21 protein-coding genes are annotated in these 20,086 nt (G+C 66.4%); 6 read left to right on the forward strand and 15 right to left on the reverse strand.

Features of this window, described 5'->3' with window-relative positions; all coding sequences use genetic code 11:
• Positions 1 to 7 precede the first annotated feature (7 nt).
• From BLT73_RS00860 to coxB, 9 genes are all read right to left on the reverse strand, one after another.
• Positions 8 to 595 (reverse strand): GNAT family N-acetyltransferase, encoded by a 588-nt coding sequence (locus tag BLT73_RS00860; RefSeq protein WP_090520019.1) that lies wholly within the window; start codon positions 593 to 595, stop codon positions 8 to 10.
• On the reverse strand, positions 595 to 1,857 hold the full coding sequence (locus tag BLT73_RS00865) for a M16 family metallopeptidase (RefSeq protein WP_090520021.1): 1,263 nt from the start codon (positions 1,855 to 1,857) through the stop codon (positions 595 to 597). Before BLT73_RS00865 ends, BLT73_RS00860 begins: the two co-directional genes overlap by 1 nt.
• On the reverse strand, positions 1,854 to 3,236 hold the full coding sequence (thrC, locus tag BLT73_RS00870) for a threonine synthase (RefSeq protein ID WP_090520023.1): 1,383 nt from the start codon (positions 3,234 to 3,236) through the stop codon (positions 1,854 to 1,856). Before thrC ends, BLT73_RS00865 begins: the two co-directional genes overlap by 4 nt.
• A gap of 9 nt (positions 3,237 to 3,245) precedes the next feature.
• Positions 3,246 to 3,920 (reverse strand): SURF1 family protein, encoded by a 675-nt coding sequence (locus tag BLT73_RS00875; protein WP_090520026.1) that lies wholly within the window; start codon positions 3,918 to 3,920, stop codon positions 3,246 to 3,248.
• Between the two features lie 117 nt (positions 3,921 to 4,037).
• Positions 4,038 to 4,838, reverse strand: coding sequence for a cytochrome c oxidase subunit 3 (locus BLT73_RS00880; RefSeq protein ID WP_090520028.1), 801 nt, complete (start codon positions 4,836 to 4,838; stop codon positions 4,038 to 4,040).
• A gap of 20 nt (positions 4,839 to 4,858) precedes the next feature.
• Positions 4,859 to 5,461 carry a cytochrome c oxidase assembly protein gene (locus BLT73_RS00885; RefSeq protein WP_090520030.1) on the reverse strand — a complete coding sequence of 201 codons (603 nt, stop codon included), beginning with the start codon at positions 5,459 to 5,461 and terminating at the stop codon, positions 4,859 to 4,861.
• The gene (locus tag BLT73_RS00890; RefSeq protein ID WP_090520032.1) at positions 5,458 to 5,730 is read right to left on the reverse strand and encodes a hypothetical protein; all 273 of its coding nucleotides are present in this window, start codon (positions 5,728 to 5,730) and stop codon (positions 5,458 to 5,460) included. Before BLT73_RS00890 ends, BLT73_RS00885 begins: the two co-directional genes overlap by 4 nt.
• On the reverse strand, positions 5,730 to 6,644 hold the full coding sequence (gene cyoE / locus BLT73_RS00895) for a heme o synthase (RefSeq protein ID WP_090520033.1): 915 nt from the start codon (positions 6,642 to 6,644) through the stop codon (positions 5,730 to 5,732). Before cyoE ends, BLT73_RS00890 begins: the two co-directional genes overlap by 1 nt.
• Before the next feature lie 6 nt (positions 6,645 to 6,650).
• Positions 6,651 to 7,547, reverse strand: coding sequence for a cytochrome c oxidase subunit II (coxB, locus tag BLT73_RS00900; protein ID WP_090520035.1), 897 nt, complete (start codon positions 7,545 to 7,547; stop codon positions 6,651 to 6,653).
• Positions 7,548 to 7,720: 173 nt separating this feature from the next.
• On the opposite strand from coxB, the gene tldD reads away from it, so the two are divergent.
• The 3 genes from tldD (at position 7,721) to topA (ending at position 13,305) form a co-directional block, all read left to right on the forward strand.
• A complete protein-coding gene (gene tldD / locus BLT73_RS00905; protein ID WP_090520037.1) occupies positions 7,721 to 9,145 on the forward strand; it encodes a metalloprotease TldD in 1,425 nt (474 codons plus the stop codon).
• 144 nt (positions 9,146 to 9,289) lie between these two features.
• Complete coding sequence (dprA, locus tag BLT73_RS00910) at positions 9,290 to 10,513, forward strand: DNA-processing protein DprA (protein ID WP_090520039.1); 1,224 nt, start codon at positions 9,290 to 9,292, stop codon at positions 10,511 to 10,513.
• Between the two features lie 134 nt (positions 10,514 to 10,647).
• Positions 10,648 to 13,305, forward strand: a complete 2,658-nt coding sequence (gene topA / locus BLT73_RS00915) for a type I DNA topoisomerase (RefSeq protein ID WP_090520041.1) — start codon at positions 10,648 to 10,650, stop codon at positions 13,303 to 13,305.
• Positions 13,306 to 13,316: 11 nt separating this feature from the next.
• On the opposite strand, the gene BLT73_RS00920 is transcribed toward topA, so the two are convergent.
• On the reverse strand, positions 13,317 to 14,291 hold the full coding sequence (locus tag BLT73_RS00920; RefSeq protein ID WP_090520042.1) for a thermonuclease family protein: 975 nt from the start codon (positions 14,289 to 14,291) through the stop codon (positions 13,317 to 13,319).
• A gap of 231 nt (positions 14,292 to 14,522) precedes the next feature.
• Here BLT73_RS00920 and BLT73_RS00925 point away from each other — a divergent pair, with 231 nt between their 5' ends.
• Positions 14,523 to 15,227 carry a CoA transferase subunit A gene (locus tag BLT73_RS00925; protein WP_090520043.1) on the forward strand — a complete coding sequence of 235 codons (705 nt, stop codon included), beginning with the start codon at positions 14,523 to 14,525 and terminating at the stop codon, positions 15,225 to 15,227.
• A 3-nt stretch (positions 15,228 to 15,230) separates the two neighbouring features.
• The gene (locus BLT73_RS00930; RefSeq protein ID WP_090520045.1) at positions 15,231 to 15,869 is read left to right on the forward strand and encodes a CoA transferase subunit B; all 639 of its coding nucleotides are present in this window, start codon (positions 15,231 to 15,233) and stop codon (positions 15,867 to 15,869) included.
• A 515-nt stretch (positions 15,870 to 16,384) separates the two neighbouring features.
• Here BLT73_RS00930 and BLT73_RS00935 read toward each other — a convergent pair.
• The 3 genes from BLT73_RS00935 to BLT73_RS00945 all read right to left on the reverse strand — a co-directional run bounded on the left by BLT73_RS00935 (position 16,385) and on the right by BLT73_RS00945 (position 18,640).
• Complete coding sequence (locus BLT73_RS00935; protein WP_176804832.1) at positions 16,385 to 17,167, reverse strand: aminoglycoside adenylyltransferase family protein; 783 nt, start codon at positions 17,165 to 17,167, stop codon at positions 16,385 to 16,387.
• Positions 17,168 to 17,223: 56 nt separating this feature from the next.
• The gene (locus BLT73_RS00940; protein ID WP_090520047.1) at positions 17,224 to 17,772 is read right to left on the reverse strand and encodes a VOC family protein; all 549 of its coding nucleotides are present in this window, start codon (positions 17,770 to 17,772) and stop codon (positions 17,224 to 17,226) included.
• Between the two features lie 181 nt (positions 17,773 to 17,953).
• Positions 17,954 to 18,640, reverse strand: a complete 687-nt coding sequence (locus BLT73_RS00945) for a 5-formyltetrahydrofolate cyclo-ligase (RefSeq protein ID WP_090520049.1) — start codon at positions 18,638 to 18,640, stop codon at positions 17,954 to 17,956.
• 68 nt (positions 18,641 to 18,708) lie between these two features.
• Between BLT73_RS00945 and BLT73_RS00950 the strand changes: the two genes are divergently transcribed.
• A complete protein-coding gene (locus BLT73_RS00950; protein WP_090520050.1) occupies positions 18,709 to 18,966 on the forward strand; it encodes a DUF6522 family protein in 258 nt (85 codons plus the stop codon).
• Positions 18,967 to 19,018: 52 nt separating this feature from the next.
• Here the strand turns inward: BLT73_RS00950 and BLT73_RS00955 are convergent, their stop codons facing one another.
• Complete coding sequence (locus tag BLT73_RS00955) at positions 19,019 to 19,618, reverse strand: superoxide dismutase (protein ID WP_090520052.1); 600 nt, start codon at positions 19,616 to 19,618, stop codon at positions 19,019 to 19,021.
• A 225-nt stretch (positions 19,619 to 19,843) separates the two neighbouring features.
• Positions 19,844 to 20,074, reverse strand: coding sequence for a hypothetical protein (locus tag BLT73_RS00960; RefSeq protein WP_090520053.1), 231 nt, complete (start codon positions 20,072 to 20,074; stop codon positions 19,844 to 19,846).
• Positions 20,075 to 20,086: the final 12 nt, after the last annotated feature.

Here is a 20,086-nt window from a genome sequence, read left to right on the forward strand (position 1 = left end):
GTGCGGATCACGACCCCGCGCCGGTCCGCCCCCTGCGGTCGTGGCGCAGATTGGCATAGAGCACATGAGTCCGCCACCGGCCATTGATCTGAAGATAGCTCTGCGCCACGCCCTCATACTTGAAGCCGGCACGTTCCAGCACCCCGCGAGAGGCACCGTTCTCCGGCAGGCAGGCAGCCTCGATCCGCGACAGGTCCAGCACGCTGAAGGCATGCCGCGCCACCGCCTCGATCGCCTCGGTCATATAGCCCTGCCGCGCATGCGGCGCGCCGATCCAGTAACCGATCGTGGCCATCTGCGCCGGGCCGCGCCGGATATTGTCCAGCGTGATCGCCCCCAGCAGCGCGCCATCCAGCTTGCGTTCCAGAAAGAACGGGATGGCGCTGCCGTTGCGGCTGGCCCGCTGCGCCCAGTACACCCGGTTGGTGAAGGATTTGCGCGACAGATGGTCAGCCGACCAGACCGGCTCCCACGGGATCAGGAAATCGCGGCTGGCCATGCGCAGCCCGGTCCAGTCGGTGAAATCCGAATGCTGGGGAAGGCGCAGCGCCATCCGCTCGGTCTCGATGCGGATCGGACGGCGCCGTCCGAACATCAGGCGGCGAGCCGTTCGCTCAGCGCGTCCAGCGACGGCGCACGCTCCACCGGGCCATAGAGCGCCATGGCGGGCCGCCCCGCGATCAGCCCTGCGGCATAATCCGCCAGATCCTGCCGCGTCACCGCGTCCAGCCGGGCCGCGGTCTCGGCCGGGTCGGGTACGCGCCCCCAGATCGCCAGGCTGCGCGCGATCCGCTCGGCCTGGCCGGAACTGCTTTCCAGCCCCATCAGTGTGCCGGCCTTGAGCTGCGCCTTGGCCCGCGCGATCTCGGCATCGCTCAGATCGTCGACCGAGCGTTTCAGCTCCTCCACCGTCAGATGCGCCAGCTCGGCCACATCCTCGGCCGCGGTGCCCGCATAGACCGTCATCATGCCGGTATCGTCGTGGAAGCCCGACTGCGCGAAGATGGTATAGCACAGCCCGCGCTCCTCGCGGATCTTCTGGAACAGGCGCGAGGACATGCCGCCCCCCATCGCCACAGTCCAGATCTGCGAGGCGTGGTAATGCGGCGACAGATAACCCGGCCCCTCGAAGGCCAGGGTGAAATGCGCCTGTTCGAGATCCTTGATCCGGCGGGTCTCCGAGCCGGTCCAGCGGGCGGCATCGCGCCGCGCCGCCGGGCGCTTCGTCAGACCGCCGAACACCGTCTCGGCCTGGCGCACGATGGCGTCGTGATCGACCGCGCCCGCCGCGGCCAGCACAAGCTGTTCGGGCCCGTAATGCTCGGCCACGAAGCGCGACAGATCGGGACGGCCAAATCCCGACACACGCTCCGCCGGGCCCAGAATGGTGCGCCCGATGGCCTGATCGGGATAGGCGGCCTCCTGCAGCCAGTCGAAGATCACGTCGTCCGGCGTATCGAGCGACTGCCCGATCTCCTGCAGGATCACCCCGCGCTCGACCTCGATCTCGCGCTGATCGAAGGCCGGGTTCAGCACGATATCGGAGATCACATCCAGTGCCAGCGCGGTGTCGGCCTCCAGCACGCGGGCGTAATAGGCGGTGGTGTCGCGCGAGGTATAGGCGTTGATATAACCGCCCACATCCTCGATTTCCTCGGCGATCTGCAGGGCGCTGCGCCGCGCCGTGCCCTTGAACGCCATATGTTCAAGGAAATGCGCGATGCCGTTCTGCTCGACCCGCTCATCGCGGCCCCCGGCCCCCACCCAGAGGCCGAGCGTCGCGGAATGCAGGCCGGGCATGTTGCGGGTGACGATCCGCAGACCGTTATCCAGAATGGTGATGTTCGTATCGCTCAAACCGTCCTCCGTTCACGGATGAGCGATTTAAGCGCCGCGGCGTCGTTTTCAACCCGGCTGCTGCGCTCGGGCTTGTCGAACAGACCTGCCATATGCGGCGGCAGATCCGGGCGGATGCCGGTCGCCTGTTCGACGGCATCGGGAAACTTTGCCGGATGCGCGGTGGCCAGCGTCACCATCGGCACACCTTCGCGCAGATGGTCGCGCGCCACCTTCGCGCCGACAGCACTATGCGGGCACAGGATCTCTCCGGTTTCCTCGCGGATGGTGCGTATCATCGCGGTGGTCTCGGCCTCGGACGCCCGGCCCGACACGAAATCCTCGCGCAGCGCCTGCAACGCGCCCTGGCTGATGGTGAACCCGCCCTGGCGCAGCTCCTCCATGAGCTGACGCACCGCCGCCGCATCGCCATCATAGGCCCAGAACAGCGCGCGCTCGAAATTGCTGCTGACCTGAATATCCATCGACGGCGAGATCGACGGCGCGACCTTTCCCGTCCGGTATTCGCCGGTCGTCAGCGCCCGGTGCAGGATGTCGTTCTGGTTGGTCGCGATCACCAGCCGCCCGATGGGCAGCCCCATCCGCTTGGCCACGAGACCGGCCAGAATATCCCCGAAATTCCCGGTCGGTACGGTGAAATCGACCGCGCGATGCGGCGCGCCCAGGCTGACCGCGGCGGTGAAGTAATACACCACCTGCGCCAGCACCCGCGCCCAGTTGATGCTATTCACCCCGGCCAGCCCGACCTCGTCGCGGAAGGCGTGATCGTTGAACAGATCCTTCAGCCGCGCCTGGCAATCGTCGAAATGCCCGTCCAACGCCAGCGCGTGGACATTCTCGTTCTCCGGCGTCGTCATCTGCCGGCGCTGCACCTCGGACACGCGGCCATGCGGGTAGAGGATGAACACATCGACATTGTCCAGCCCGCGAAACGCCTCGATTGCCGCCGAGCCGGTATCGCCCGAGGTCGCGCCGACAATGGTGATCCTCTGCCCCGAACGTTTCAGCGCGATCTGGAACAGCTGCCCGATCAGCTGCATCGCGAAATCCTTGAAGGCCAGCGTCGGGCCGTGGAACAGCTCCAGCAGGTGATGGCCGGGCGCAAGCTGGCGCAGCGGCGCGCGGGCGACATGGCCGAACCCGGCATAGGCCGCATCTATGGCGCGGGTCAGTTCGTCATCCGAGAAACTTTCGCCCAGGAACGGCTTGATGACCCGCAGCGCGGCCTCCTCATAGGCCAGCCCCTCAAGCGACGCGATGTCGTCCATCTGCTGGATCGCCTCGGGCAGATACAGCCCGCCATCGCGCGCCAGCCCGGTCAGCATCGCCTGTTCAAAATCCAGTGTCGGAGCCTGACCCCGAGTCGAGATGTAACGCATGGTCCGTTCCTAATATGTCCGGCGCCTGATACGCCAGATGAACCAGAGTGTCATCCCCGCGCAGGTCGCCGCGAACAGGAACCACTGCACCGCATAGGACAGATGGCTGTTCGGCACCCCCTCGATCGAGACCGGGATCGGCACGACCCCTTGCGTCTCGCCCTCGGCGGCGGCGGCAACGACCAGCACCGGCTCGGTCCCCAGCATCCCGGCCATGGCCGGCACGTCGCGGGCAAACCAGATTCCCGCGGCCAGATCCGGCTCGGGCGTGGCGCTGCCCTTTTCCTGTGGCCAGTGCAGATTGCCCCGCACCCGCAGCGCGGCTGGCGGTCGATCCTCGCGGCGCTGATCCTGATCGATGAAACCGCGATCCAGCAGGATGCGCCGCCCATCATCGGTCTCGAAGGCCGAGATGACGTTATACCCCCCGCCCCGCTCCTTGGAGCCCGACAGGACGAGGATTTCTTGGCCTGTCGTCTCGCCGCTCACCAGCACCGGCATATATTTCATCGACGGGTCGGGATCGGCGGGCAGCGCCTGCGGGGCGGCGTCGATGCCCGACTGGATCTCGGCCAGCATCGCCTCTTTCCACTCCATCCGGCGCAATTGCCAGAATCCCAGGCTCAGCAGGATCGCCGTGCCGACGAGACCGAAAATCAGCGGGGGGATGATCGAGCGGCGCATGGGGCTCCAACGCGGACAAACCACCGGCAGGGCGGGGCCGGCATGTAAAAACGGCGCAGCGTCGCTGCGCCGTCCGGATCGTGACAGTCAGGGTCGCGGCGCGGCGACCCCTGTTGGTCAGCGGCCCCAGATATAGATGGCGAAGAACAGGAACAGCCAGACCACATCGACGAAGTGCCAGTACCAGGCCGCAGCCTCGAATCCGATATGCTGCTTGTCGCTCATCTGTCCGCGCATCAGCCGGATCAGGCAGACGAACAGGAAGATCGTCCCGATGATGACGTGGAAGCCGTGGAACCCCGTCGCCATGTAGAACACCCCGCCATAGACCGTGTCGGACAGGCCGAACGCGGCATGGCTGTATTCATAGGCCTGCAGGATGGTGAAGCAGATCCCCAGGACCACGGCGATGGCGGTGCCGGTGATCGCGTCCTTGCGGTTGTTCTCATGGACGAGCGCATGGTGCGCCCAGGTCACCGCGCAGCCCGACAGCAGCAGGATCAGCGTGTTGATCAGCGGCAGATGCCACGGATCGAAGGTCACGATCCCTTCTGGCGGCCAGACCCCGTCGCGGATCGGGCTTTCCGGCCCCATCGGGTAGAGCGCGTTCTTGAAGAAGGCCCAGAACCAGGCGACGAAGAACATCACCTCCGAGGTGATGAACAGGATCACGCCATAGCGCAGGCCGATCTGCACCACCGGGGTGTGATCGCCGGTCTCGCCCTCGTGGACGACATCGGCCCACCAGCCGAACATGCAGTACAGCACGCCGACCAGACCCATCAGGTTCACCCAGGGACCGCCGCCCTTCATCCAGACGACGGCGCCGGTCAGCATCACGAACACCGCGACCGAGGTCAGCAGCGGCCAGAGCGAGGGCGGCAGGATGTGGTAGTCGTGGTTCTTCGCATGCGCCATTGGCTGTCCCCGCTATTGCGTCAGTTCATTCTGGTCCCGTCCGCTTCGGTCGTCAACGCGGCCTGGGTGTCGGCCTCGGGCGCGTCGGTCTCGAAGGGATGGAAAGTGTAACTCAGGGTGATGTCGCGGACCTTGTAGGCGTCGCGGTCGTTGACGATCTCGGGATCGACCTCGAAATTCACCGGCATCTCGATCCGCTCGCCGGGTTTCAGCGTCTGCTCGGTAAAGCAGAAACAATCGATCTTGTAGAAGAACGACCCGGCAATATCAGGGGCCACGTTATAGGAGGCGCGCCCGGTGATGGTCCGGTCGGAATTGTTCACCGCCTCGTAGAAGGCCATGCCGCTTTCACCGATCCGCATCGTCATCTCGCGCTGCATCGGCTTGAAGGACCAGGGCAGGCTGGGTTCGGTATTGGCGTCGAAGCGGATGGTGATGGTCTCGTCCAGGATCACCTGACCGCCCGCGCTCTCCGCGACCTGGGTGGTCCCGCCATAGCCGGTGACCCGGCAGAACCAGTTATAGAACGGCACTGCCGCCCAGGCGAGCGCACCCATCACCACCACCACGCCCAGAAGCGAGACGACGACGCGTTGATTGCGGTCCTGCGGCAAAATCTTCATGGCTCGGCCCTCGCGCCTGCATCGGCCGCCGGGGTGCCGGGCGCGGCCACCGGATCATCGCTCGGCGCGATCTCGACGCCCTCGTCGCGGGGCAGCAGGCTGGGCCGGACCTGGTGGTCGTATCCTTCCAGCGCCGCGCCCCCGCCGGTGCTGACCTTGACCACCGACAGCGCGAACACCAGCGCCGCAAAACCGATCAGCACCACCAGCAGGCCGAGATTGCGCGACCGGCGGCGGGCATGCAGCTCATGTTCGGTGCGCAGCGCCATCACGCCGCCACCCAGTGCTGAACCAGCAGCGCCGCGAAATGCGCGAACAGGTAATAGAGCGACAGCTTGAAGAAGGATTTCTCCGCCCTGTGCCCATCGGCATTGGACTGCGCGTCGCTGCGCCGCATCACCTGCCAGCCGCGCCAGATGAACAGCGCGTTCAGCGCCACCGCAACCCCCAGATAGACCGGCCCGCCAACCGGGGTCAGCCCCAGCCAGATCGCGAAGGGCGCCAGCACCAGCGTATAGGCGAAGATATGGCGGCGCGTGACATCGCGGCCATGGGTGACGGTCAGCATCGGCACCCCGGCTTCGTGGTAATCCTCCTTCATGAACAGTGCCAGCGCCCAGAAATGCGGCGGCGTCCAGAAGAAGATCAGCGCAAACATCAGCAGCGACTCGAGGCTGATCCCGCCCGTCGCGCAGGCCCATCCGATCATCGGAGGAAACGCCCCCGCCGCCCCGCCGATGACGATGTTCTGCGGGGTCGAGCGCTTCAGCCACATCGTATAGACGACCGCATAGAAGAAGATGGTGAAGGCCAGGAACCCGGCCGCGAACCAGTTCGCCGCCAGCCCCAGCATCATCACCGACAGACCCGACAGCGCCAGCCCGAGACCCAGCGCCTCCGCCCCCGACACCCGCCCGGCGGGGATCGGACGGGCGCGCGTGCGCCGCATCACAGCGTCGATATCGGCGTCATACCACATGTTCAGCGCACCGGACGCGCCGCCGCCAATGGCGATGAACAGCACCGCGCAGAAGGCGACCAGTGGATGCATCCCGCCCGGCGCGACGACCAGCCCGACAAAGGCGGTGAACACCACCAGCGACATGACGCGCGGCTTCAGCAGCGCGACATAATCGCCGAATTCGGCCTCACCTTGTGCCTGATATGTGGTCACGTCGGTCAATTCGGATCACTTCGCGGCAAGCTGGATCGGCCTGGCGTTCTTAAGATCGGCGGCGGCGAACTCGACCTTCGCACCCTCCAGCCAGGCGGCATAGACGTCGGGCTGCACCGCTTTCACCACGATCGGCATATAGGCGTGGTTGATCCCGCACAGCTCCGAGCACTGCCCGAAATAGACGCCTTCCTGCTCGGCGGTGAAGGCAAGCTGCGCGATCCGGCCCGGCACCGCGTCCTGCTTCACGGCGAAGGCCGGAATGGTCCAGGAATGGATCACGTCGGTGGCGGTGAACTGCATCAGCACTTCCTCGCCCACCGGCACCACGACCGCGTTATCGGTGGCCAGCAGATACTCGTCCTGGCTGTAGCCATAGGCCTCCAGCTCCTCCTCGGGCAGCATGATGGCGTCGAAGGCGATCTCCTCTTCCGGGTATTCATAGGACCAGTACCACTGATGCCCGATCGCCTTGATGACCACCGAGGGATTTTCCGGCACCGAAAGCTGGCGGAACAGGATCGGCAGCGAGAACACGCCGATCGCGATCAGGATAAGGATCGGCACCAGCGTCCAGGTGATCTCGACCGGGGTGTTGTGGCTGAACCGCGCCGGATCGGGATTGGCCCGGCGGTTATAGCGGACGATGCACCACAGCAGCAGGCCGCAGACAAAGACCGTGACCACGGTGATGATGATGAGGACATAGTGATCCAGCCATTGCTGGTCCGCCGCCTGCGGGCTCGAGGCCGGCTGGAAGCCCAGGCCGCGCGGCACCGGCTTGCCGATCACTGGCAACTCGCCCAGCGCATCGCTGGCACGGTCCTGCGCGAACGCCACGCCCGACGCCAGCATCACCGCCGCACCCATCCCTGCCGCCATCGCGCGGCGCATCATCGCTGGAGCCACCATCCGAGTATCCCTTGCCATTTCCGGTCGCATGCGTCGCAAGGCGCGAAACGGATGCTCCGCCCTTCCGAGTCAGACTTTTTCCGTTTACAACCACAAAACCCTGCCTGCGACAAGTCGGCTGATGCCGACTCGCCGGGCCCATGTGCATTGTAAATGATTTTCGGGATGGCTGCATGACAGACGCGACTTTCGCCCCTTTCGAGGATCATTTCGACCGCGACGCGGCGCTCCGCGTGCTGCGCGACGCCACCAACGGGGCCGATGACGGCGAGCTGTTCGTCGAACGCGCGCATTCCGAAACCCTGACCTTCGACGACCGGCGGCTGCGCGGCTCCAGCTATACGGCCGGGCGCGGCTTCGGCCTGCGCGCGGTGACCGGCGAGGTGACGGGCTACGCCCATTCCACCGAACTGACCCAGCCTGCCCTTGAACGCGCGGCCGAAACCGTGCGTCTCGCGGTCGGCAATGGCGGCGCGTCGCTGGCGCTGCCGCCGCAAGGCGCGATCACGCCCCTCTACCGCCCGCGGGATCCGGCGGCGGGGATCGACATCGCCACAAGGATCGATCTGCTGCGCGAGATCGACGCCCATGCCCGCGCCCTCGATCCGCGCGTGGTGCAGGTCACCGCCTCCATCGCCACGGCCCTGCAGGAGGTGGCGATCCTGCGCCCCGAAGGCGGGCTGGTGACCGATATCCGCCCGATGGCGCGACTGTATGTCGCAGTCATCGTCGAGGATAATGCCCGCCGCGAAAGCGGCGGCACCGGCGGCGGCGGGCGCATCGCGCTCGACCGGCTGATCGAACCGGACCATTGGCAGGCCCAGGTGGCCGAGGCGCTGCGCATCGCGCGCGTGAATCTTGGCGCCGAACCGGCACCGGCGGGGGTGATGGATGTGGTGCTCGGCCCCGGCTGGCCCGGCATCCTGCTCCACGAGGCGGTCGGCCACGGGCTGGAGGGGGATTTCAACCGCAAGGGTCATTCCGCCTTTGCCGGGCTGATGGGACAGCGCGTGGCCGCCCCCGGCGTGACCGTGATCGACGACGGCACCATCCCCGACCGGCGCGGCTCGATCAGCGTCGATGACGAGGGCAGCGCACCGGGTCGCAACGTGCTGATCGAGGACGGGGTGCTCACCGGCTATCTCCAGGACCGCCAGAACGCCCGGCTGATGGGGGTCGCGCCGACCGGGAACGGGCGGCGCGAAAGCTATGCCCATTCGCCGATGCCGCGCATGACCAACACCTTCATGCTGGGCGGCCATGCCAGCCCCGACGCGATCCTGTCCGATCTGCGCGACGGGATCTACGCGGTCGGCTTCGGCGGCGGGCAGGTGGACATCACCAATGGCAAGTTCGTGTTCTCCTGCACCGAGGCCTACCGGGTCAGGAACGGCCAGGTCGGCGCCCCGATCCGGGGCGCCACGTTGATCGGCGACGGCGCCACCGCGCTCCAGCAGATCCGGGCCATCGGCAATGATCTGTCGCTCGACCCCGGCATCGGCACCTGCGGCAAGCGCGGCCAATGGGTGCCGGTCGGGGTCGGCCTGCCGACGCTGATGATCGGCGGGCTGACGGTGGGCGGCTCGGCCGCGGCGTGACAGGGCAGTCGCCCTGGGGCCTGCCCCTCGACGCGGCCGCGACCGATTTCGGCCTTCGCCCCGCCATCCCGCCGCCCCGCTTCGCGGTAACGGGATCTTAACCAATCTCCCCCAAAACGGGTCGCGGATGAGGCGGAGAGGTCGATGAGGTTGTTTTCTTTCAACACACCCCACACCCCACCCACCGCGAGAGAGGATGATCCGACCATCCTCCGTCTCATTCGCTCCCGCCGGGTCGGTCCGGCCAGCTTTCACCGCCTGATCGCCGAACATGGCAGTGCCGGCGCGGCGCTCGCCGCCCTGCCCGAGATTGCCGGACGCGCCGGGATCGAGGCCTACGCGCCCTGCTCCGAGGCCGCGGCGGCAGCCGAATTGCGGGCCGGGCACCGCGCCGGCGCGCGGCTGCTGCGCTTCGACGATGCGGATTACCCGCCGCTGCTGCGTCAGATCGCGGATGCGCCGCCGGTGCTCTGGATCAAGGGCAATGCCGCCATCCTGCGCGATCCGTCGATTGCCGTGATCGGGGCGCGCGACGCCTCCTCGCTGGGGCTGCGCATGGCCCGCGGCCTCGCCCGCGGGCTGGCCGAACGCGGGCTGCGCATCGTCTCCGGCCTGGCCCGCGGCATCGACAGCGCCGCGCATGAGGCCAGCGTGAAAACCGGCACCATCGCCGTCATGGCCGGCGGGATCGACGTGATCTACCCGCGGGAGAACCGGGTGCTGGCCGCAACCATCTGCGACCGGGGCTGCCTGATCTCCGAACAGCCCCCCGGCCTCGCTCCGGTCGCGCGGCATTTCCCGCTGCGCAACCGCATCATCTCCGGTCTCGCCCATGGCGTCGTGGTGGTGGAGGCCGCACCACGCTCCGGCAGCCTGATCACCGCGCGCAACGCGCTCGACCAGGGGCGCGAGGTGCTGGCGGTGCCGGGCCACCCGGTCGATGGCCGCGCCGGCGGCTGCAACCAGCTCATCCGCGACGGTGCGATCCTGGTGCGCAATGCCGATGACGTGCTGGCCGCGCTGCCCGAACTCGCCCCGCGCCTGCCCGGAGCAGACCCGCCCGCCACCGATCTGGCGCCAGACCCGGATGGGGCCGGACCGGGCGCGCAGCCGGCACCACCGCCGAGTGCCGACCCGCCGCCCCCCGCGCCGGCCCGCCCCGCTCTGCCCTTCCCGCATCGCGGCGCGACCCGCGCCGCCGATGCCACAAGGCTGGTGCTCCAGCATCTCTCGGCCAGCCCGACCGATCAGGACGCGCTGGCACGCGACACCGGGCTGCGCGCGGCCGAACTGTCCTCGCTTCTGATCGAGCTGGAGCTGAAGGGCCGGCTGACCCGGCTCGCCGGCGGGCAGATCGCGCTGAGCTGACCGCCACCCCGGCCGCAGGCGCAGCCCAGGCCCGCCCCCCGCCATGCGCCCGATCGCCGCGCCGGAGCAACGCCCGTTGACACGCCCCGCAACTGACCCCATGTTGTCGCGCCGTATCCGCCATGAGGTCCGCCATGCCAGTCGTCGTCGTCGAATCGCCGGCCAAAGCCAAGACGATCAACAAATATCTGGGCGACGACTACACCGTTCTCGCATCCTTCGGCCATGTCCGCGACCTGCCCCCGAAAGACGGCTCGGTCGATCCCGACGCCGATTTCGACATGCGCTGGGAGGTGGCGTCAGATTCGAAAAAACACCTCAAGGCGATCCGCGACGCGCTGTCCGGCGATGACGCGCTGATCCTCGCCACCGACCCCGACCGCGAAGGCGAGGCGATTTCCTGGCACCTGCTCGAAGCCCTCGCGCCCGCGCTGAAAAAAGGCAAATCGGTCAGCCGCGTGACCTTCAACGCCATCACCAAGAACGCGGTCAGCGAGGCGATGGCGAAGCCGCGCGAAATCGACCGCGATCTGGTCGATGCCTATCTGGCCCGCCGCGCGCTGGATTATCTGGTCGGCTTCAACCTCTCCCCGGTGCTGTGGCGCAAGCTGCCCGGCGCGAAATCGGCGGGCCGGGTGCAATCCGTCACCCTGCGCCTGATCGTCGAGCGCGAGATGGAGATCGAGGCGTTCAAGCCCCGCGAATACTGGTCCGTCCATGCCAGGCTGGCCACCCCCTCGGGCGAGGAATATGACGCCACCCTGGTCAGCCTCGCCGGCGACAAGCTCGAACGCTTCGACATCCCGACCGCCGAAAAGGCGCGCCTCGCGCTGTCGGCCATCGACGCCCGCGACCTCTCCGTCAGCAGCGTCACCGCCAAACCCGCCACCCGCAACCCGTGGCCGCCCTTCATGACCTCGACCTTGCAGCAGGAGGCATCGCGCAAGCTGGGCTTGGGCGCGCGCGCCTGCATGTCCACCGCGCAGCGGCTCTATGAGGCGGGGCTGATCACCTATATGCGGACCGACGGAATCGACATGGCGCCCGAGGCGGTGATGTCCGCCCGCGATGTCATCAAGTCGCGTTTCGGGGAAAACTACCTGCCGAAATCGCCGCGCATGTACAAGAACAAGGCGAAGAACGCGCAGGAAGCCCATGAATGTATCCGCCCGACGGACATGTCGCTCTCGCCCGACAGGCTGCGGATTTCCGAGAAGGATCAGCGCGCGCTTTACGGTCTGATCTGGAAGCGGACGCTGGCTAGCCAGATGGAAGCCGCCCGGATGGAGCGGACAACGGTCGAAATTGCCAGCGCCGACGGTCAGGTCGGGCTGCGCGCCACCGGTCAGGTGATGATGTTTGACGGTTTCCTGGCCGTCTACGATCAGGGCCGCGACGACGACGATGGCGAGGACAGCAACCGCCTGCCCCAGATCAGCGAGGGCGAGGCCGCGAAAAAAATCGCCGCCTTCGCCGCCGAAGAGGGCGTGCTGACCGATGACAGCCGCACCGCCGCCGCACGCCAGCATTTCACCCAGCCCCCGCCCCGCTATACCGAGGCCACGCTGGTCAAGCGCATGGAGGAGCTCGGCATCGGCCGCCCCTCGACCTATGCCAGCATCGTCACCACGATCCAGGACCGCGAATATGTCCGCAAGGACAAGAACCGCCTGATCCCCGAGGATAAGGGCCGGCTAGTCACCGCGTTTCTGGTGAAATATTTCCCGCGCTATGTCTCCTATGACTTCACCGCGAATCTGGAGACGGAGCTGGACGACATTTCCTCCGGCAACCGCGCCTATCGCGAGGTGCTGCGCCGCTTCTGGCGGGATTTCACCGCCGCACTTGACGGCACCTCCGATCTGCGCATCGGCGAAGTGCTCGAATCCATCGACGACGCACTCGCCCCGCATCTCTACCCGCCCCGCGCCGATGGCGGCGATCCGCGCGAATGCCCGCTTTGCGGACAGGGCCGGCTGAACCTGAAAACCGCGCGGTCGGGCGGCGCCTTCATCGGCTGCTCGCGCTATCCCGACTGCCGCTTTACCCGCAACCTCTCAGCCCCCGATGGCGAAGAGGCGATCGGAGACCGCGTGCTGGGCCATGATGCGGGCGATGAGATCAGCCTGAAAAACGGCCGCTTCGGCCCCTATGTTCAGCGCGGCGAGCCGACCGAGGATCAGCCGAAACCGCCCCGCGCCTCGATCCCCAAGGGCTGGGACGCCAATGCGGTCGATCTGGAACAGGCGCTGAAACTGCTGGCCCTGCCCCGCCCCATCGGTCCCCACCCCGAGGATGGCGAGCTGGTCGAGGCGGGCATCGGCCGCTACGGCCCCTATGTGAAACACGGCAAGAAATATGCCAACCTGCCCGATGTCGAAGAGGTGTTCACCGTCGGCATGAACCGCGCGGTCGAGGTGCTGGCCTCGAAACCCACCCGTGGCCGCGCCGCCGCGGCCGCGCCGCTGAAGGAATTGGGCGACCACCCCGATGGCGGCAAGATCGCGGTGATGAACGGCCGCTACGGCCCCTATGTGAAATGGGAAAAGATCAACGCCACCTTGCCGCGCGATCTCGACCCCGGCGATGTGACGATGGAAAAGGCGCTCGAACTCATCGCCGCCAAGGCCGCGAAATCGCCGAAGAAGAAGGCGGCGGCCAAGAAACCCGCCGCGAAAAAACCTGCCGCAAAAAAGGCGGGGGCGAAAAAACCCGCCGCGAAAACAACCGCCGGAAAAGCCGCCGCGAAAAAGCCCGCGGCGGCGAAGGCCAAGGACGCGCCGGATAGCTGATCCGTCGCGGCTCAGCCCCCTTGCGCACCGACCTGCGGCATCAGCGGCGGGTTGTCGCTGATCTGCGACACGTCCCGGACCACCATCTCCGGCCGGTTGTTGTAAAGCTTCAGCGCGCCGGTCACATAGGCATAGTTGCGGCGGGGAAAATCCTCGCCCTCCGCGATATAGCGGTTGTTCAGCAACCGCTTGATCGCCGCGATCTCCGGGCGGTCTTCCATCGGCAGGAAAAGCTGGAACGGCTGGGCCAGCGAGCCGGAGCGGATGACATGATGCAGCCCGCTGACGGTTGCGCCTTTGGTCAGCTCCATGAACACCGTGACGGTGTCACCCCGCGCGGCTTTCTCGACCAGCCTGTCATAGTCGATCCGCGTGTTGAACAGCATCAGATCCGGGTTCGCGGCCCGCGCCGCGCGAAACCCGTCGATCACCCGCGCCCGCAACTCCCACCAGACCATCAGCCGGGCATAGTTGCGCGGCGCGGCCTCGGGGATCATGGCACCATTGGCCTCGAACTGGTTCCACACCCCGATATTGTCGATCTGGGCGTTGAACTCTGCCCGCGCATAGCGCGCATCATGGTCCGCGAACGCGGCCCGGCCATATTTCACGAAATAGGGCGAATAGCCCTTGCGGATCATCAGCTCGGAAAAATCGGTATAGCCGTCCACCGGGCGCGGCAGGTGCAGGAAGGCCAGCGGTCGCTGATAGTTATCCAGGTAGCGCACATTGATCTCGCCATCGACGAGCACGTCCTCATCTCCCGGAAACTCGATCGTCACCGGACTGCCGACCGGCAGGATCTGCGCGGCAAAGGCAGACGCCTCCTTGCCCCAGCGCGTCACCGGCTTGCTGGGGTTGGGATTGCTCTCCTCCGTATCCAGACCCAGAAGCCGGATCTTGAACAACCGGTCCAGCGCCGCCACCCGGACCGTGTCGCCATCGGTGATCTTCTCGACAATGCCGTCAACCCTGACACCCGACATCGCTATCCTCCTGCGTTTTCAAATAGCTGAAGCATAGCGCCGCAAGGCGAAGATCCTGTGAAGCCACCTGCCGCTCTTCGCACGCCCGGACCCGTCACCTGATCCGCTCCCGCAAGGCAGCGGTGGCGCGCGGTCGGGCGCGGTGGCGGCGGCGGGAATGGTTAACGCTACCTTTGTTGACAGCGCCCCACCCCCTTGCGACATATCCAGCGACAAATCCCGGAGGAAGAGATGAAGAAAGTCTATCCCGATGCCGACGCGGCGCTCGACGGGCTGCTGTTTGACGGCATGCACATCGCCGCGGGCGGGTTCGGCCTGTGCGGCATCCCCGAATTGCTGATCGACGCCATCGTCAAGGCCGGCACCAGGGACCTGACCATCGCCAGCAACAATTGCGGCGTGGACGGGTTCGGCCTCGGCAAGCTTCTGGACACCAAGCAGATCGCCAAGATGCAGTCCTCTTATGTGGGCGAGAACGCGGAATTCATGCGCCAGTATCTCTCCGGCGAGCTGGAGCTGGAATTCAACCCGCAGGGCACGCTGGCCGAACGCATGCGCGCCGGCGGCGCGGGCATCCCCGGCTTCTACACCAAGACCGGCGTCGGCACCCAGATCGCCGAGGGCAAGGAGGTCAAGCAGTTCCGTGGCGAGGATTACATCCTCGAAGAGGGCATCTTCGCCGATCTCTCCATCGTCAAGGCGTGGAAGGCCGACGACACCGGCAATCTGGTGTTCCGCAAGACCGCCCGCAACTTCAACCCGCCCGCCGCGATGTGCGGCAAGGTCTGCGTGGCCGAGGTCGAGGAAATCGTGCCGCGCGGCTCGATCGACCCGGACCATATCCACCTGCCGGGCATCTATGTGCACCGGCTGATCCAGGGCGAGCATGAAAAGCGCATCGAGAAAGTGACCACCCGCAACCGTGAGGAGGCTTGAGCCATGGCGGACGAAACCAAGGGCTGGGACCGCAACCAGATGGCCGAACGCGCCGCGCAGGAGCTGGAGGATGGCTGGTATGTCAATCTCGGCATCGGCATCCCGACGCTGGTCGCGAATTACGTGGGCGACAAGGACATCACGCTCCAATCGGAAAACGGCATGCTCGGCATGGGCCCCTTCCCCTATGAGGGCGAGGAGGATCCCGATCTCATCAACGCCGGCAAGCAGACCATCACCGAGCTGGACCGGACCTCCTATTTCGACAGCGCCACCAGCTTCGGCATGATCCGCGGCGGCAAGATCGCGGCGGCCATCCTGGGCGCGATGGAGGTGGCCGAGAATGGCGATCTGGCGAACTGGATGATCCCCGGCAAGCTCGTGAAGGGCATGGGCGGCGCGATGGATCTGGTCGCGGGCGTCGGCCGCGTCATCGTGGTCATGGATCACCAGAACAAGGCGGGTGAATCAAAGGTGCTGAAATCCTGCACCCTGCCGCTGACCGGCACCGGCGTGGTGGACCGCATCATCACCAATCTGGGCGTTCTGGACGTGGCCGAGGGCGGGCTGAAGATCGTCGAGCTGGCCGATGGCGTGACCGAGGACGAGCTGCGCGAAGCCACCGAGGCCACCATCGTCTGACCGCCGCAAGACGCGAGAGAGAGGCCCCCGCAGCGGAGCCTTTTTCATGTCCCGGCGCTGACACAGGGCCAGCGCCTGCCCGTGGGATGGCGCAGCCCACGGCCCGTGCGATGCGCTTTATCGCGCCGCCCACATTTCTTCGCTGAGCTGCAAGGCTGACGGCACCCAAGCGCCAGCCCGCCGGGACGGGCAGGCGCTGGCCCGGGCCGCTGCGCGGCGTGATTCCGGGCCAGGAGGGAGCACGATGCAAACGATCCCAACCGTGCACCAGAGGGCCAGCGGCCGGCTGTGGATGGCCGCACCGGCACCGCTCCGGCGCGCTTTATGTCGCAATCCACATCGAACCGCCGTCCGGCGCGGACCGGCACCAAAGCGGCCAGCCGCCGGGACGGCAGGCCGCTGGCCCGGGCCGCTGCGCGGCTGTTCCGGGCATGGACTTGAGCGGCGATGGCAGGTTTGGCGCACTTTCTCGGCATTTGTGGCGACCCACAGCACATAACCGGGAAGGGACATCATCATCGCGAAATTGAGTCGATGACACGCTCACTCAAGCGCTCCGCCAGCGCTCGGGCCGCATCGCCCTCACGGCTCCAGTCGTCCGTGACCTCGCCGAGATAAGCCCGTCGCGCATAATCAAGTGCCGTGGTATCTGCGCCAGCCAATCGCGTAATCGCCCATTCGGCGGCAGCGTCTTTCGTCAAGAAATTGCCCGTGCTGGCCGTGTGCCACATGCGCGCGAGCGTCAACAGGACATTCCGCTCATCCCCGTGCAATCCGTCCATCAAGCCCGGAAGTGAATCGCGCATAGCTTGGTTGACATGCTCGGTCGAAACCTCCGCCAGCAATTCACTCCTCGGAGGTCCGAACAACGGAATGGCCTCCTGATAGGCCTGTGCGATAATCAGAGAATATTCAGGATCGCGTTCAGGCGTTGGCGCCACGCCCGCCTCGAACGCCTCCCTCAGCCACTCTCCGTAAACGAATTCCGCTCGCGCCGGGTATTCGCTGCTGTTGAGTTCGGCTTGGCAAAACACCATTACCTCAAGGCAGCGGACGCCTCCCGGCACGGCAGGATGGCGTCCGGAAAGCTGCAGCAAGTCCAGCAAGAGGCCACTGCGCTGGCTCTCGGTCAGTTCGGACTGAACCACTGCCAGCAGATCAATGTCGCTCTGCGGCTGGAGACCGCCGGACACGGCCGATCCATGCAGATATACGCCAAGCAGCGCATCGCCGAGACGACGGCGCAAGATCAGCAACGCTGACTGTACCTGTTCAGTCTGATGGGGTGCCATCTGCATTATGGTTTTCTAACGGGCATAGCTGATTATCGGAAGGAGGCTCCATACACATCCCCTCACCCCTCACGCCCCGGTAGCTTCCGTATCCCCTCCTTCGCAATCGACCCTTTCCACGCCGGATGCGCCGCCTCCTGCGCCTTCATTTCCCGCAGCCAGCGTCGCCAGGCCCCGATACCGGGCATCCTCGGAAGATAGGCCAGCTCCCAGTGAATCCCGTTGATCGGGTCGTCGAAGAACACGCCGTAATAGCCCGGTGAATACTGCGGGTATTCCCGCGGCGCCTCGGTCACGGGAATATCCCGCGCCAGCAGGAAATCGCGGTGAAACGCGTCGATCTCGCGCCGGTTTTTGGCCCAGAGCGCGATGTGATGGATCCCCACCGCCCGCGCCGCGTGATCCAGCCTGCCGCCGGTCTTCGCGGGCTGGATGCCGATATAGCTGTGCGGCAACGGGAACCGCGCCATGTAATAGGTCGAGCGATAGCCGATATCCAGCGTCCAGAAGCTGCGATAGCCGAGCCAGCCGAACATCTCGTCGTAAAATGCGACCGAGCGCTCATACTCGATCACCGAAAACTCGACATGGTTCACACCCCGCCAGCGCATCGTCCCTCCTGTCGCAACCGGAATTCACCTGGATATACGCAATCTCTGTGTACGCCCGGTGTACAGGCTGTGTCCGCGCGGTGCACGGGCTGTGCGGCGACATTCTCAGCAATTGCTGGGTTTGCGCGCATGGGGCCGGGCAGCCACGCAACAGGCCGCGCACGTTGCATCACCGTTTCGGTCAGACAACCCCGTCCTCGGTCACGATCAGATCCAGCGCCTCGTCATGGGGCTGGGGCCGGATCGTGTCCAGCCGCCCCGCCGCATGCCCCACCCCGATGGCGTAGGGGCGCGGCCGCATCCCCGCCAGCGTCCGGTCATAGAACCCGCCACCATAGCCCATGCGGAACCGCGCCGCGTCCCAGCCGACCAGCGGGACCAACAGGATCTGCGGCATGACTTCGGCCGCCGTGTCAGGCTCCGGGATGTCGAACCGGCCCGGCCGCATCGCAGCCCCCGGCTGCCAGGGCCGGAAGATCAGCGGCGCATCCGGCGCCACCACCACCGGCAGCGCCAGCGCCTGCCCCAGCCCGGCCCGCCGCGCCATCCAGCCGCGCAGATCCGGCTCTCCGCGGATCGGCCAGAACCCGCCCAGGACCAGCCCCGCGCCGCCCGCGAACCGCGCCGACAGCACCTCGTTCAGCCGCGCCGCCAGCGCCTCTTCCGCCGCCTGCCGCGCGGCTTCTCCCATCGCCGCCCGCGCAGCCAGAAGCCGCGCTCGCTCCTGCTTGCGCCACGCCGCCGATGCCTTCGCCGACAGGCCGGATGCGCCCGCCGCCGGATCGAAATGCCCCGGCGACACCTGCCCCGCCATGCAGGCCGGCGAGGCATAGTCGCGCGTTTCGTCATCCCCGTTCATGCCGCCCATCTTGCGGTCTTTTGCGCGTCGCTGCAATCTGGCGCCATGCCGCCCCCGCCCCGCCGAAAGGTCACGCGATGTCAGACATCACCCGCGCCGGAGAGGATTTCACCGTCCCCGCGCGCCTCATCGCAGACGGGCTCGGCCTGCCCGAGCACGCCATCGCCCGCGCCATGTCCACCGGCGCGATCACCACCCGCACCGAACGGGGCGAGGGCGCGGATGCGGGCCGGTTCCGGCTCAGCTTCTTCTACCGGGGCCGCAGCTTTCGCCTGACCGTAAACGCCGAGGGCCAGATCCTCAGCCGCGCCCGCTTCGACCGCCCCGGCACATGAAAACGGCCCGCCGGAGGGGCGGGCCGCAAGTCTTGGAACCTGGGTGTCGCGATCACATGCGCGAAGCGACATTCTCCCAGTTCACCAGGTTGTTCAGGAAGTTATCCAGGTATTTCGGCCGCGCATTGCGGAAGTCGATATAGTAGGAATGCTCCCACACATCGCAACCCAGCAGGGCGGTCTGACCGAAGCAGAGCGGGTTCACGCCGTTCTCTGTCTTGGTCACTTCCAGAGAGCCATCGCTGTTCTTGACCAGCCAGGCCCAGCCCGACCCGAACTGGCCGGCCCCGGCCTCGGCGAATTTCTTCTTGAACTCGTCGGCCGACCCGAAGCTGTCATTGATCGCCTTTTCCAGCTCGGACGGCATGGCCCCGGAATTGGGTCCCATCATTTCCCAGAACTGGCTGTGGTTCCAGTGCTGGCTGGCATTGTTGAAGATGCCGTTCTGGGCCACCGCGCCCTTGTCGTAAGTGCCGGTGACGATGTCTTCCAGCGACTTGCCGTCCCACTCGGTGCCCGAGACCAGCTCGTTCAGCTTGTCGACATAGGCCTTGTGGTGCTTGTCGTGGTGATATTCCAGCGTCTCCTTGGACATGCCGGCATCGGCAAGCGCGTCATGGGCATAGGGAAGATCGGGAAGCGTAAAGGCCATGAGTTCATCCTCTTGTCATGGACCGCCTCAGATGCGGTCCCGTTGCGGTCACCCACGTAACGCGAGCCTGTCAGCGCGGGTTCCTGCGTCGGCTTAACACAAGGCCCGCAAAAGGAAAAACCCCGAAGCGGGGCTTCGGGGCGGTGCCGGAACGGCGCGGGCCGGACCGGGCGTGGCGCGCCTGTCCGGGGCGGGATCTGCCGCCGGATCAGGCGCTTGTCAGGCTTACTGCGCGGGCGCAGTTTCGGCCTCGGCCTCGGCGGGCTCCTCGACGACGATGTCCGCCTCGGCATCCTCGGCCGGGGCGTCGCCCTCGACCACCACCGAGGTGTCGCCCTCGTTTTCCACCACCGCATCGTCATCGCCGCTCATCAGCCAGAAGATGACCAGCACCGCGACGACCAATGCGCCGACGATGAAATACAGGTTGTTGTTGCTGCGCGGGTTGTTCGCCATGGACTCTGCTCC

The sequence above is a fragment of the Paracoccus isoporae genome (assembly GCF_900101865.1).
GTDB lineage: Bacteria > Pseudomonadota > Alphaproteobacteria > Rhodobacterales > Rhodobacteraceae > Paracoccus > Paracoccus isoporae.